General features: G+C 67.9%; 15 protein-coding genes. 9 read left to right on the forward strand and 6 right to left on the reverse strand.

Translation table 11 applies throughout. From position 1 onward, the window contains the following. The first annotated feature begins 41 nt into the window (after positions 1 to 41). On the forward strand, positions 42 to 731 hold the full coding sequence (locus ACWEFV_RS00485; protein ID WP_450068688.1) for an esterase: 690 nt from the start codon (positions 42 to 44) through the stop codon (positions 729 to 731). A gap of 26 nt (positions 732 to 757) precedes the next feature. On the opposite strand, the gene ACWEFV_RS00490 is transcribed toward ACWEFV_RS00485, so the two are convergent. Beyond that, positions 758 to 2,041 carry an outer membrane protein assembly factor BamB family protein gene (locus ACWEFV_RS00490; RefSeq protein ID WP_135459951.1) on the reverse strand — a complete coding sequence of 428 codons (1,284 nt, stop codon included), beginning with the start codon at positions 2,039 to 2,041 and terminating at the stop codon, positions 758 to 760. 117 nt (positions 2,042 to 2,158) lie between these two features. Between ACWEFV_RS00490 and ACWEFV_RS00495 the strand changes: the two genes are divergently transcribed. Next, on the forward strand, positions 2,159 to 2,902 hold the full coding sequence (locus tag ACWEFV_RS00495; RefSeq protein WP_135453542.1) for an acyltransferase: 744 nt from the start codon (positions 2,159 to 2,161) through the stop codon (positions 2,900 to 2,902). A gap of 9 nt (positions 2,903 to 2,911) precedes the next feature. Here ACWEFV_RS00495 and ACWEFV_RS00500 read toward each other — a convergent pair whose 3' ends face one another. The 5 genes from ACWEFV_RS00500 to ACWEFV_RS00520 all read right to left on the reverse strand — a co-directional run bounded on the left by ACWEFV_RS00500 (position 2,912) and on the right by ACWEFV_RS00520 (position 7,708). Continuing rightward, positions 2,912 to 3,508: a hypothetical protein gene (locus tag ACWEFV_RS00500; RefSeq protein ID WP_450069242.1), complete on the reverse strand. Its 597-nt coding sequence runs from the start codon at positions 3,506 to 3,508 to the stop codon at positions 2,912 to 2,914. 71 nt (positions 3,509 to 3,579) lie between these two features. Then, the gene (locus tag ACWEFV_RS00505; protein WP_450068689.1) at positions 3,580 to 3,984 is read right to left on the reverse strand and encodes an MFS transporter; all 405 of its coding nucleotides are present in this window, start codon (positions 3,982 to 3,984) and stop codon (positions 3,580 to 3,582) included. Between the two features lie 40 nt (positions 3,985 to 4,024). After that, the gene (locus ACWEFV_RS00510) at positions 4,025 to 5,266 is read right to left on the reverse strand and encodes a glycosyltransferase family 4 protein (protein WP_450068690.1); all 1,242 of its coding nucleotides are present in this window, start codon (positions 5,264 to 5,266) and stop codon (positions 4,025 to 4,027) included. A gap of 85 nt (positions 5,267 to 5,351) precedes the next feature. Then, positions 5,352 to 6,938, reverse strand: a complete 1,587-nt coding sequence (locus tag ACWEFV_RS00515; protein WP_135453544.1) for a glycoside hydrolase family 57 protein — start codon at positions 6,936 to 6,938, stop codon at positions 5,352 to 5,354. Then, on the reverse strand, positions 6,935 to 7,708 hold the full coding sequence (locus ACWEFV_RS00520; protein ID WP_135453545.1) for a class I SAM-dependent methyltransferase: 774 nt from the start codon (positions 7,706 to 7,708) through the stop codon (positions 6,935 to 6,937). Before ACWEFV_RS00520 ends, ACWEFV_RS00515 begins: the two co-directional genes overlap by 4 nt. Positions 7,709 to 7,925: 217 nt before the next feature. On the opposite strand from ACWEFV_RS00520, the gene ACWEFV_RS00525 reads away from it, so the two are divergent. The 7 genes from ACWEFV_RS00525 (at position 7,926) to ACWEFV_RS00555 (ending at position 13,547) form a co-directional block, all read left to right on the forward strand. Next, a complete protein-coding gene (locus tag ACWEFV_RS00525) occupies positions 7,926 to 8,717 on the forward strand; it encodes an electron transfer flavoprotein subunit beta/FixA family protein (protein WP_044517415.1) in 792 nt (263 codons plus the stop codon). A gap of 33 nt (positions 8,718 to 8,750) precedes the next feature. Then, positions 8,751 to 9,707 (forward strand): electron transfer flavoprotein subunit alpha/FixB family protein, encoded by a 957-nt coding sequence (locus tag ACWEFV_RS00530; protein WP_135453546.1) that lies wholly within the window; start codon positions 8,751 to 8,753, stop codon positions 9,705 to 9,707. Positions 9,708 to 9,957: 250 nt separating this feature from the next. Beyond that, positions 9,958 to 10,701, forward strand: a complete 744-nt coding sequence (locus ACWEFV_RS00535) for an SDR family oxidoreductase (RefSeq protein ID WP_450068691.1) — start codon at positions 9,958 to 9,960, stop codon at positions 10,699 to 10,701. Between the two features lies 1 nt (position 10,702). Further along, entirely contained in the window at positions 10,703 to 11,113 is a 411-nt protein-coding gene (locus ACWEFV_RS00540; RefSeq protein WP_044517420.1) for a cupin domain-containing protein, read from the forward strand. Next, positions 11,113 to 11,772, forward strand: coding sequence for a nitroreductase (locus ACWEFV_RS00545; RefSeq protein ID WP_450068692.1), 660 nt, complete (start codon positions 11,113 to 11,115; stop codon positions 11,770 to 11,772). Before ACWEFV_RS00540 ends, ACWEFV_RS00545 begins: the two co-directional genes overlap by 1 nt. An 87-nt stretch (positions 11,773 to 11,859) precedes the next feature. Continuing rightward, positions 11,860 to 12,708: a GNAT family N-acetyltransferase gene (locus ACWEFV_RS00550; RefSeq protein WP_135453549.1), complete on the forward strand. Its 849-nt coding sequence runs from the start codon at positions 11,860 to 11,862 to the stop codon at positions 12,706 to 12,708. Beyond that, positions 12,705 to 13,547 (forward strand): lysophospholipid acyltransferase family protein, encoded by an 843-nt coding sequence (locus ACWEFV_RS00555; protein ID WP_450068693.1) that lies wholly within the window; start codon positions 12,705 to 12,707, stop codon positions 13,545 to 13,547. Before ACWEFV_RS00550 ends, ACWEFV_RS00555 begins: the two co-directional genes overlap by 4 nt. Positions 13,548 to 13,591: the final 44 nt, after the last annotated feature.

Genomic DNA, 13,591 nt, shown 5'->3' on the forward strand with positions numbered 1-13,591 from the left:
TTCAACCGGTGTGAGTTGATCGCCTGCGAGGACGACTGACGATGCGAATTCCCCCTGTGACAGCGCTGCTGGCAGCCGGTGCGCTGCTCGGCTGGCTCGGCATATCGGTGGCAGCTGCGCAGTCGGCCTGCGCCGACCTCGGCGGAACCGTCGACGGCGACGAGATATGTCAGGTGCACACCGCGAATGCCACCTACACACTGGATTACACGTTCCCGCTCGGGTACCCCGATCAGCAGGCTGTTGCCGGTTACCTGATCCAGACCCGCGACGGCTTCGTCAACGTGTCGGGAATGCCCGGCTCACGCGATCAGCCCTACGTCCTGGACGCCAAGGGCACCGCCTACAGCTCCGGGACGCCTGCCCGCACCCAGAGCCTGGTGTTCGAGGTGTATCAGAACGTCGGTGGCGCCCACCCGCAGACTTGGTACAAGACGTTCAACTACAACGTGGCCACGCGGGCACCGATCACCTTCGACACCCTGTTCAAGCCGGGCTCCAAGCCGTTGGACGTGATCTTCCCGATCGTCCAGCGCGAATTGCAGAAACAGTCCGGCGTCGAACTGGCGATCCCGTCGACCGTCGGACTGGACCCGGTGCACTACCAGAACTTCGCGATCACCGACGACTCGGTGATCTTCTACTTCGGGCAGGGCGAACTGCTGCCGGAGGCCGCCGGAGCCAGCCAGGCCAACGTCCCGCGGTCAGCCGTGGCGGCACTCCTGGCCTGACGCGCGAGATCGCGCCTGACGCGTCATCAGGCCGGCGCGAACCCGTACACCTGGCCGTCACTGGTCGCGGTGACGATCCGATGGTCGTTCCCGATCGATACCCCGACGGGCCAGCCGGTGGCCTCCGGAACGGGATAGGCATTGAGGGTGTGCCCGTCGGAGGTGTCGAACACCAACAGGGTCTGGCCGTGTCCGCCCTCGCGGGCAACCGTGTAGCCGACACCGTCCGCGCGACTCGATGTGGTCAGCGGGACCACATCGTCCCGGGTCCAGGCCACCTCGCCGTGGTCTCCGGCATCGCGCACCGCGGTCAGCTTGGCCTCCGGTCCGCCCCCGGCCACGATCAGCCCTTCCGGCGACACGGACGGCGGGGTCTGGGCCAGATAGTTCAGTGGCACCGACCATTTCGGCGAGCCGTCGGCAGAGTTGAGTGCCCACAGCTTCTGGTCACGGCCGTTGACGTACACCGTCGAACCGTCGGCGGACAGTACCGGGCTGGCCAGCGGTCCGCGGCCCACGGCGTTGCTGGTCCATTCCTGGGTCAGAAGAGTGGCCTGGCCGGGGTGGTAGCGCAGCCCCATCAGCACGGGCGCCTCGGCCCCGGGCTGCCACACACTGAGCACCACGAGGCCGGCCTGATGGGAGAAGGCCGGTGCGGCCGCCACCGGGCACCGCGACCGGGCCGGCTGGCAGTCGCCCAGACCACGCTGCGAATCGGTCGGGTCCACACCGGAAACCAGATCCAGCGGTGTTCCCTCGACCGTGCCGCGGTGCCCGTCGAACACCAGCACCTGGCCCAGATGGGTGACCACCAGCAGTTGGCCGTCATCGAGGAGCCGGGGCGTGGTCGGCATGCCGATCACCGGTTGACGCCAGCGGATCCACTGTGTCGGCGGGAAGGACAGGATGGTGCCGGGCTGCCCGACATAGACGTTGTCGAAGCCGTCGAACAGGGGACTGGACCAGCCACCGCCCAGCACCAATCGCGTGCACCAGCGCTGGCGGGCGTTGTTGTCGGCCTCCCACACCATCAACGAACAGCCCCCGGCGGTCTGCGCGTTGACCGCCAGGCGATTATCCGTGCTCAGTGCCACCTGGGCACCCAGCTCACCCTTGACCGACCGGCTCCACTCCAGGCGGAGCGCCTCGGGGCCGCGGGATCGGATGTAGCTGCTGTTGGCGGCGTCTCCGTACTGCGCTGACCAGCCCTGTGCGGCGTGCGCTTCCACCCAGGAATCGGTGTTCTCGCAACCGGCGAGCAGGCCTGTGAACAGCACCGCGACCGCCAGTGCAAGGTATCGCCGGAACACGATGTCCTTTCGTCGCCGAACACGCATGGGGCAGGTATGAGTGGCCCAGGTGAGGGTACCCGGCCGCGCGGCAGGACCTGGTAACGCGCCTGTTGGCCTCGCGTAGGCTGTCCGGCCATGACGACGATGTGGGGCGCCCCGATTCACAAACGCTGGCGGGGCTCCCGGCTACGTGATCCGCGCCAGGCCGACTTCCTGACCAAGGCGTCGCTGAAATGGGTGATCGACAACCGCGCCTACACCCCGTGGTACCTGGTGCGGTACTGGCGGCTGTTGAAGTTCAAGCTGGCCAACCCGCACATCATCACTCGCGGCATGGTCTTCCTCGGCAAGGGTGTGGAGATCCAGTGCACGCCGGAGCTGGCGCAGATGGAGATCGGTCGCTGGGTTCACATCGGCGACAAGAACACCATCCGCTGCCACGAGGGCTCGCTGCGTATCGGCGACAAGGTGGTGCTGGGCCGCGACAACGTCATCAACACCTACCTCGACATCGAGCTCGGCGACTCCGCGCTGATGGCCGACTGGTGCTACGTGTGCGACTTCGACCACAAGATGGACAACATCGACATGCCCATCAAAGACCAGGGGATCATCAAGGGCCCGGTGCGCATCGGCCCGGACACCTGGATCGCCGCCAAGGTCACCATCCTGCGCAACACCTCGATCGGCCGCGGCTGCGTGTTGGGCGCCCACGCTGTGGTCAAGGGTGAGATCCCCGATTTCTCGATTGCGGTCGGGGCGCCGGCCAGGGTGGTCAAGAACCGCAAGCTGGACTGGGAGACGTCGGCCGCCGAGCGCGCCGAGCTCGCCGCGGCACTGGCCGACATCGAGCGCAAGAAGGCGGCCAACAGCAACTGACCGGGCCGCTCAGGCCCCGTTGCACACCCCGGAATCGCGGATCACGTTCCCGTAGACATTCGCGGTGGCGATGTTGGCGTTGATCACCCCGGCCGGCTGCTGTTTCTGGATCTTGTCGCTGATCTGGGTCAGCTGATACCACAGGTGATAGATCGAATCACCGTTGTACAGCGGTGAATACTGGCTCTGGTCGGGGTAATTGGTGATGTACAGGGTGTGAGCTCGGGGATCGAGGAACGCCGCCGACTGATCGACGTTGGCTTTCACGGCGTTGCCTGCGGCCTGCACGCCGGGTGCGGTCCAATAGTCGTGCTGCCCGCCCAGGAGATTCTGGAAACCCACGATCTGACTCATCAACGTGCCGTATTGGGCGTTGAACCACTGGCAGGACTCACGCTGGGCGTCGATCTGCTCTCCAGTGACGCGCACCTGCCACAGGTTGTAGGGGAACACCGTGTAGTTCGGTGACCAGTCCGAGGGTTGGGGCACGAACGCCGGCAGTGAGGGCGCGGTGCCGTTGGGCTCGGCGGTCGCCGGTGCGGCCAGGCCGAGTGTGAGCGTTGCGCCGACGAAAGCAGCGCAGACCGTACGTAGATGTCGGGGGATCTGGACCACGCCTCGATTGTGCTTGGTCAGTGCGGCGCCGACAGCGGATCGACGATTCTCGAACGCGCGCGTCAACCCGCCCAGTCGATGCCGAAGCGGGCGCTCAGGGCGGCGATGGCCAGACCCTGCGGCAGCATCATCGCCGCACCCAGTCCCTGAACCGCCCGTGCCACCAGTAACAGCGTCAGTGACGGGGTCAGCCCGCAGGCAATCGACGCCGCGACGAAGGTCGCCAACCCGATCCGCAGCATCCGGCGCCGGCTGAACCGGTCACCGAGCGATCCTGCGGTCAGCAGAAACGCCGCGAACGTGACGTTGTAGGCGTCGATGGTCCATTGCGCACCGGTCACCCCGCCGCCGAGGTCACTGCCGATCGCGGGGAGCGCCAGGTTGACGGCGTTCGCGTCGACCAGGCCGACGAACAGCCCGAGGTAGGCGGCGATCAGCGTGAGGACGGGCGAGGGTTGTGGTGCCATAACCGCACGCTAGGTGCGGAATGATTCGACGCCGGTCGAATCAGCGGTCGGGCAGGGCGTGCTCGACGATCGGCCGGCGCGGATGTGGCTCCCGCTCGGCACGTTTGGCGGCCAGATAGACCTGGCTGGTCTCGGCTGCCACGGTGTGCCAGTCGAAGTCGGCGCTGAGCCGCTCGCGCGCGGCGATCGCCCGCCGCTGCGCGGCCTCGGGATCGTCGAGCACAGCGCGGACCGCCGCAGCCAGCCCGACCACATCCCGTGGTGCAAAGGACATTCCGGTCTGGCCGTCGATCACCGCTTCGCCCAGGCCGCCGACGTTCGATGTCACCAGCGGGGTTCCGGTGGCCGCGGCCTCCAGCGCCACGATGCCGAACGGCTCGTAGTGGCTGGGCAGCACCGCGGCGTCGGCGGCCTGCAGGGCCTGCAGCAGTTCCTCGTGCCCGAGCCGTCCGACGAACCGGGTCGCCTTGAGCACCTTGTGCTTCCGGGCCTGCTCGATAAGCCACTGCTGCTGGGTTCCATCGCCGGCGATGGTCAGGGTGGTGCCGGGATGTGCGCGCCGGATACGGGGCAGGGCCGCAATCGCGTCGTGCACACCCTTCTCGTATTCCAGGCGGCCGAGATAGAGCAACTCGGGTGGACCCTGCCGGGGACGTCGCGGCGCGAACGGCCAGAGATCGGCGTCGATCCCGTTGCGGATCACCCTGATCTCGGACAGCTCGGGTCCGAACAGCTCGGTGATCTCATCGCTCATCGACGCCGAACACGTGATCAGCGAATCGGATTCGCGTACCAGCCAGGATTCCACGGCATGCACCTGGCGGCTGATCGGGCCCGAGACCCAGCCGGAGTGCCGACCCGCCTCGGTGGCGTGGATGGTGGAAACCAGTGGCACATCGAAGAATTCGGCCAGGGCGATGGCGGGATGGGCCACCAGCCAATCGTGGGCGTGAACGAGGTCCGGCACCCAGCGGTCGCCCGAATTGTCTTTGACGGCAAGGCCGGTGCGCACCATGGCGTGGCCCATGGCCAGGGTCCAGGCCATCATGTCCGCGCCGAACACGAACTCATGCGGATCCTGGGCGGCGGCCACCACCCGTACTCCCTCGCTGACCTCGTCGGTGGACGGGTGCGTGCTGGGATCGGTGTCGGTGGGCCTGCGGCTGAGCACCACGATCTCGTGTCCGGCTTCGGCCAGCGCGGTGGCCAGGTGGTGCACGTGTCGGCCCAGACCGCCGACGACGACGGGCGGGTACTCCCATGACACCATCAGGATCTTCATGACTGCGTGCCTTCGTGCCGGTGTGCGGAAAGTGCTGAGGGTTGGTGGCGTGTCGGGCGGCAGACACGCAAGCTCGCGCTGATGGTCATTTTGGCAGACGCCGGGCGTCGAGGGCACCGAACAGTCCGTCCGCCTTGTTCCAGCCGTCGGCGAGGCGCTCGGCGTGGTCGCGACGGCCAGAGGCCAGTGCATCGGAGATCTCGCGCGTCGCGTGGGCGTGCAGATGGGCGCGGTAGCGCGCGTAATCGGCGGCCGAATCCTTGCTCACCATGAACGGCCAGTCGCTGGACACGGTCAGCAACGTCTCCCGCAGGATCTGATCGGCCACCCGGTCGCGCGGGGTCGGTGCACCGACCGCGGCATGCTGGGTGAGCGCCTTGTCCACAGTGCTCAGCGCACCGTCGACCACTTCGCTGTTCAGCCGCACCAGATCGGTGACCTTCTCGCCGTTCCAGACCTGCCAGTTCTTGCCCGAACCCCATGAACTGGGCGGCAATTCGACCGGGTCGCCGACGAATCCACCGGCCTTGGCATCCGCCAGCGTGCCCACCTGCACGCCGGCTGCCGGCAGTGCCCGCAGTACCCGGCCCAGCCACTCGGGGCCCTCGTACCACCAGTGCCCGAACAGTTCGGTGTCGAACGCGGCCACCACATGTGCCGGGCGGCCGATCCGCTCGCTCTCGCTGACCAGCCGGCGGCGGACCACTTCGACGAAGTCGGCGACGTGCTCGTCGATCGCACGGTCGGCGCGCTGCGGATCGTAGGGAGCCTTCTCCTCGGACGGGACGTTGCGGCCGGTGACCCGGGCCGGCTTGAGGCCCGTGGTGTGGTCGTAGGTGTGGAAATCCCGGTATGCGGCATGGCCGGGGTAGCCGGACTTCGGCGACCACACGCGGTAGCTGACCTGCAGGTCGCGCCCGAAGGCCACCACGTCGGAGTCACCGACCGGGCGGCCGAGGGAGGTGTCGCCGTGCAGCGACGGGCCGTCCACCATGAAATGCCCGACACCGGCCGCGGCATATCCGGTCTCCATGCCCGGCGCGTACGCGCATTCGGGCGCCCATATTCCGACCGGGGTGTGCCCGAACCGCTGCTGCGCATCGGCCAGGCCTTCGCGCAGTGCGAACTCGCGCAGTCGCGGGTTGAGCAGGGGCTGGAACGGGTGCGACAGGGGACCGCCGAGCAGCTCGATGGTCTCGGCATCGATCAGCTCGCGCAGTAGCCCGCTGGCGCCGTGCCGCCAAAGGGTGGTGAATTGCTCGATGGCCGCGCCGGCCTCGGCGTATTCGCGAACCCCGAACTGCTGCAAGGCTTCTTGACCGCGCAGCGTCGTCGCCTCCTGGGCGCGCAGCTGCCAGTTGGCCAGCCAGTGATGCATGCCTGTGAGGCAGTAGGGGTCATCGAGCTGTGCGGTGACCACCGGCGTCATGCCGAGCGTGATCAGATGGCTGCGGTCCTCTGCGGCCAGACCGCGCAGCACCCGCATCAACGGCAGGTACGCCGCGGCCCAGGACTGGTAGAGCCACTCCTCGCCGACCGGCCAGCGGCCGTGATGGGCCAGCCAGGGCAGATGGGTGTGCAGGACGAGCGTGAACAACCCCGGAACCGGATCGCCGGCGACATCGGGCCGGGGTACAGGTTCGGGTTCGGGGTCGGCAGCGGGATGTGTCACGGCCGCACCGCGATCGCGACCAGGTCCAGGCTGTCGTCAATGTTGCGTTCGTTCGCGGACGTGAGATCGAAGTCATCGATGCTGACGGCGGCCACGTCGGCGAGCAGCTGTTCGGGCCACGGAGCGTCGGCCACGGCCCGCTGCACCTGTGCCTCGATGATCGAGCCGCCGTGCCGCGCGTCGAGTTCGGCCAGCCCGGCGCCGTGAAACACCCCGAGCATCGACTCGACGGTGAAACCGGCGTCGTGCAGCAGTTCGGTCAGCTCCGCGGCATTGAGCTCACGGGTGTGGAACGGGTTCAGCGGGGTGTCGCGACCGGGGGAGAAGGTGATGCGGTTGGGGGTGGAGACCAGGAAAACGCCACCGGGCCGCAGCACGCGGAAACACTCGGAGACGAATTGACCCTGATCCCACAGGTGCTCGATGACCTGGAAATTCACCACGACGTCGACGGACTCGTCCGCGAGGGGCAGCTCGGCCAGGTTGCCGTGCCGGATGTCCACCCGGGGGTAGCGGGCCCGCACGTGTGCCACCGTGGCCTCGTCGTAGTCCAGTGCGACGACGCGGCGCGCCACGTCGGCGATCAGGTCGGCGCCGTAGCCTTCACCGCAGCCGGCCTCCAGGACCTCGCGATCGACGCACCGGCCGGCCAATCGCTGATACACCACCTCATGACGGCGAAACCAGTAATTCTCCTCGGCCAGGCCGGGGATGGTCCGCTCGCCGGTCAGGGGTAGGGCGTTATCCGGGTCGCCAACGAATGCGCTCATTGGAAGGCAGGCTAACCCAGGCGAAGCGGTGGTGGACTATCCGCGAACGGTTCCCTTACCTCAGGGGTGTGGTAGGGGAGGCCGGAATACAAACTTCGACCAGCTATGGTGTTCCTGCGAACCATCAAAAGTTACCGACCGGTAACATGGTGCTAGTTGCCTAGAACGTGATATGAGCCCGGGCCACCGGTCTCATCGAGGAGGACGAACCAGAGTCATGACGAACATCGTGGTCCTGATCAAACAGGTCCCAGACACTTGGTCGGAGCGCAAGCTGTCCGACGGCGATTTCACCCTCGACCGCGAGGCTGCCGACGCCGTGCTCGACGAGATCAACGAGCGCGCCGTGGAAGAGGCGCTGTTGATCAAGGAGCGTGAGGGCGGAGACAGCACGGTCACCGTGCTGACCGCCGGCCCGGAGCGCGCCACCGAGGCGATCCGCAAGGCGCTGTCCATGGGTGCCGACAAGGCTGTACACCTCAAGGACGACGGCCTGCACGGCTCCGACGTGATCCAGACCGGGTGGGCACTGGCCCGCGCGCTGGGCACCATCGAGGGCACCGAGCTGGTCATCGCCGGTAACGAGGCCACCGACGGTGTGGGCGGCGCAGTTCCGGCCGTGATCGCCGAGTACCTGGGCCTGCCGCAGCTCACCCACGTGCGCAAGCTGACCGTCGAGGGCGGCAAGGTCACCGCCGAGCGTGAGACCGACGAGGGCGTGTTCAGCCTCGAGGCCTCGCTGCCGGCCGTGGTGAGCGTCAACGAGAAGATCAACGAGCCCCGCTTCCCCTCCTTCAAGGGCATCATGGCCGCCAAGAAGAAGGAAGTCACCGTGCTCACCCTCGCCGAGATCGGCGTGGAAGCCGATGAGGTCGGTGTTGCCAATGCCGGTTCCAAGGTGCTGTCTTCGACCCCGAAGCCGCCGAAGACCGCCGGCGAGAAGGTGACCGACGAAGGTGACGGCGGCACGAAGATCGCCGAGTACCTGGTTGCCCAAAAGCTGATCTAGCCCACCCACTTCCGAAAGACGTAACGAGAACTCATGGCTGAAGTACTTGTGCTCGTTGAGCACTCCGAAGGCGCATTGAAGAAGGTCAGCGCCGAGCTCATTACCGCCGCCCGCGTGCTGGGCGAGCCTGCCGCTGTTGTGGTGGGCAAGCCGGGCACCGCCGCCCCGCTGGTCGACGGCCTGAAGGCCGCCGGCGCGGCCAAAATCTACGTCGCCGAGTCCGACGACGCGGAGAGCTACCTGGTCACCCCCGTTGTCGACGTGCTGGCCGGACTGGCCGAGACGGCCGCCCCCGCCGGCGTGATCGTCGCCGCCACCGCTGACGGCAAGGAAATCGCCGCCCGCCTGGCTGCGCGTATCGGCTCGGGCCTGCTGGTCGACGTGGTCGAGGTCCGCGAGGGTGCAGTGGGCGTCCACTCCATCTTCGGTGGTGCCTTCACCGTCGAGGCCCAGGTCACCAGTGACACCCCGGTGATCACGGTCCGTCCGGGTGCCATCGAGGCCGCCCCGGCCGACGGTGCCGGCGAGGTCGTCAACGTCGAGGTCCCGGCCCAGGCCGAGAACGCGACCAAGATCACCAAGCGCGAGCCCGCCGTTGCCGGTGACCGCCCCGAGCTCACCGAGGCCAGCGTCGTGGTCGCCGGTGGCCGTGGTGTCGGCAGCGCCGAGAGCTTCTCGGTCGTCGAGGAGCTGGCCGACTCGCTGGGCGGCGCCGTCGGTGCCTCCCGCGCCGCGGTCGACTCGGGCTACTACCCGGGCCAGTTCCAGGTCGGCCAGACCGGTAAGACCGTGTCGCCGCAGCTGTACATCGCCCTCGGTATCTCCGGCGCGATCCAGCACCGCGCCGGCATGCAGACGTCGAAGACGATCATCGCGGTGAACAAGGACGAGGAAGCTCCGATCTTCGAGATCGCCGACCTCGGCATCGTCGGTGACCTGTTCAAGGTCAGCCCGCAGCTGACCGAGGCGGTCAAGGCCCGCAAGGGATAGATCCCCAACGCGTCAACGCAGAACCCCGGTGCACCTGGTGCGCCGGGGTTCTGTGCTGTGTGGGGCAAACGGGCGCACACAACGCGCACCGGGTGTCACGCTTGAAGTGGCGCTCGAGCCCGAGAGCCACTCTCGCGTGACAGGGCGGCGGCACGGTCTGCCGTCCCGACTACGGACTTTCCAGGGTTTGGATCTCGGCCTGCGGTGCCAGTGTTGGTTCTGCCAGCACGTCGAGAAAGGGATTCGCACAATGAAAATCACAGTCATAGGTGCCAGTGGCCAGATCGGCTCGCGGGTCGTGCGGTTGCTCACCGAAGCCGGGCACGACGTGGTGGCCGCCTCCCTGTCGTCGGGTGCCAACGTCCTGACCGGCGAGGGCCTGGCGGACGCGCTCAACGGCGCTGAGGTGCTGGTCGACGTGGTCAACTCGCCCTCGTTCGAAGACGGCGCCGTGATGGACTTCTTCACCACGTCCGCACGCAACCTGGCGGCCGCCGCGAAGGAGACCGGTGTCGGGCACTACGTCGCGCTGTCGATCGTGGGCACCGACGGCCTGCCGGACAGCGGCTATATGCGGGCCAAGGTGGCCCAGGAGAAGGTCATCACCGAGTCCGGGCTGCCGTACACGATCGTGCGCGCCACGCAGTTCCAGGAATTCGCCGAGGCCATCACCGGGACGCTGGTGGTGGGCGGCGAGGTACGCGTCCCCGATGCCCGGATCCAGCTGATCTCCGTCGACGACGTCGCCGCCGAGGTGGCCAAGGTCGCCCAGGGCGCGCCGCTGGGCGGCATCGTCAACATCGGCGGGCCCGACAAGATCTCGTTCGCCGACATGGCACGCGCGGTACTTGCCAAGCAGGGCGACGACAAGCCGGTCGTGATCGATCCGCAGGCAACGTATTTCGGCACCGCCGTCGACGACGACAGCCTGGTGACCGGCGACGACGGGATCCTCGGTGAAACTCGTTGGGTCGCATGGACCGGGGCTCACTGACATGCCTGTCACAGCGGAGCAGGAAAAAGCCCTCCACGATGCGATGACTGTGATCGCCACCGCGACACCGCCGTTCATCCCGCCGAATGCCGAGGTGATGACGACGATCATCGAGTGGCCCGCGGGATCCCCAGGGGCGCCGCCACACCGGCATCCGGCCGGACCCGCCTTCGGCTATGTGCTGGAGGGCGAGATGCTGTTCGAGCTGGAGGGCGAGGCGCCACGGGTGGTGAAGGCGGGGGAGGCCTTCTGGGAGCCCGGCGGTGACGTCATCCACTACTCGGATGCCAACAACCGTGACGACATTCCGCTGAAGTTCCTCGTCAACATGCTGTGTGTGCCAGGTGAACCCATGCTCGTCATCGTCGAAGACGAGGAGCTCGAGGCCCGCAAGGACCGGCGAGTTCGCTGATGGCCGAGTTCGGAGACGTCGTCCGGTCGCGTCGTTCGTCGCGAATGTTCCTGCCGGACAAGCCTGTTCCACGTGAGCTCCTGGACGAGGCGCTCGCGTTGGCCGTGCGGGCGCCGTCGAACTCGAACACGCAACCCTGGCACGTCTTCTTCACGACCGGCGAGCGGCGCGTCCGATTGGTGGACGCGCTGCTCGCCGCGGTCGAGGCGGCACCGCCGGCGGTCGGCTCCGCGGGCCTTCCGCCGCGGTTCGCTTACCTGCGCCGCGAGAGCGGTGCCCTGGTCTACGGGGCAATGGGGATCGCCCGCGACGACGCCGAGGGACGCTGGGCGGCCCAGAAGCGCAACTGGGAGTTCTTCCACGCGCCCGTCGCCGGGGTGGTCTGCATGCACCGGGATTTCACCAACGTCGACGCGATGGGGGTCGGGATGTTCCTGCAGACCCTGCTGTTGGCGTTGAACGAACGGGGACTCGGCAGTTGCGTGCAGGTGTCCATCTCGTTCTATCCGGACGTACTGCGCGAACAGCTGGACATCCCCGACGATCTGACGATCCTGAGTGGGCTGTCGATCGGCTATGCCGACCCCCAATTTGCGGCGAATCACCTGGATACACCGCGCAACCCGATCGGCGAGAACGTGGTGTTCCTGCAGGACTGACCGGCAGCCCAAAAAGTCACCTGGCGCTCACAGACATGTCACACAGGCGATGCCGTATGGAGACCCGGCTGGGCGACCGTGCTGGTTATGAGCACTGCATCTGTACTCATCGCCGCTGACCACGCCGACAGCGCCGCGCCCGATGCGCCGCGCTACACCCTGTTGTTGTCCGCCGATCCCGAGCTCATCGAAGCCGCCCAGCGGCTCCGTCACGACGTGTTCACCTCCGAACCCGGATTCGCCCTCACCGGGGCTGCCGATGGACGGGACGCCGATCGATTCGACGAGCACTGCGACCACCTGCTGGTACGTGAGGACCGCACCGGCGAGTTGGTGGGCTGCTACCGGATGCTGCCCCCACCCGGCGCCATCGCCGCGGGCGGGCTCTACACCGCCACCGAATTCGATGTCCGCGGTCTCGACGCACTACGGCCGTCCCTGGTCGAAATGGGCCGTGCGGTGGTGCGGACCGACCACCGCAACGGCGCCGTCGTCCTGCTCATGTGGGCGGGCATCTTGGCCTACCTCGACCGCTCCGGGTACGACTACGTGACGGGCTGCGTTTCGGTGCCGGTCGCCGGGAACGCCGACGGCCCACCCGGAACCCAGATCCGCGGGGTACGTGACTTCGTGCGGCGTCGCCACGCCGCGCCCGCCGAACACACGGTGTACCCGTACCGGCCGGTCGTCCTGGACGGCAGAGGGCTCGACGAAATCGACCCGCCGTCGCGGACCACGGTGCCTCCGCTGATGCGGGGCTACCTGCGCCTGGGCGCCCAGGTGTGCGGGGAACCCGCCCACGACCCAGACTTCGGGGTCGGGGACTTCCCGGCCCTGCTGGACAAACGCCGCGCCGATGTCCGCTACCTCAAACGCCTGCGCTCCGTCTCGGCCGCAGCCGACATGGCCGACGGGACGGCCGGGGGCGCGTCATGAGCACCGCCACGAGTGAACATTCCTGGCTGCCCAAGGCCTCGTGCGACGGCAGTTGCGTGCATGCCGGCGGCGCCGATGCCGGCCGTCGGCTCGTGGTCTGGACCCGCACCACGGTGCGGGTGGTCATGGCCGTCCTTCTGGCGCCCGGGGTGCCGCTGCTGGCGGTGCCGATGCCGGGCCGCTCACACGTGCAGCGCTTCTACTGCCGGTTGATGCTGCGCTGCTTGGGGGTACGAATCGCCTTGTCGGGCGGACCTATTCGTAACCTGAAGGGCGTGCTCGTGGTCAGCGGCCACGTGTCTTGGCTGGATATCTTCACGGTCGGTGCGGTGCTGCCCGGCTCGTTCGTGGCCCGTGCCGATCTGGTCGAGTGGCCGGCGGTGGGCCGGCTGGCCCGGGTGATGAAGGTGATCCCGATCGACCGGGGCAGCCTGCGCCGGCTGCCCGCGGTGGTACACACCGTGGCCGAGCGCCTGCGCGCGGGGCACACGGTGGTGGCCTTCCCGGAGGGCACCACCTGGTGCGGCCTGGCCTACGGGCCGTTCCGGCCGGCGATGTTCCAGGCCGCGATCGACGCGGCCCGGCCGGTGCAGCCGCTGCGGCTGGTCTACCGCCACCGCGACGGCCGGCCGTCGACGATTCCGGCCTTTGTGGGGGAGGACACCCTGTTGCGATCGGTGCGGCGGGTCATCACCGCACGTCGCACGGTGTGCCATGTCCATGTGGGGTCGCTGCAGCTGCCGGGAGACGACCGGCGGGCACTGGCGGGCCGCTGCGAGGCGGTGGTGCGCGGCCACCAGGAGCTCCCCGGCGCACCCGCGCACGTCCTGGTGGCCTGAGGCGGCTGGAGGGACGGTCGCCTGCCAGCGGCTATCCTAGGAGG

The organism is Mycobacterium sp. NPDC004974, assembly GCF_053600815.1.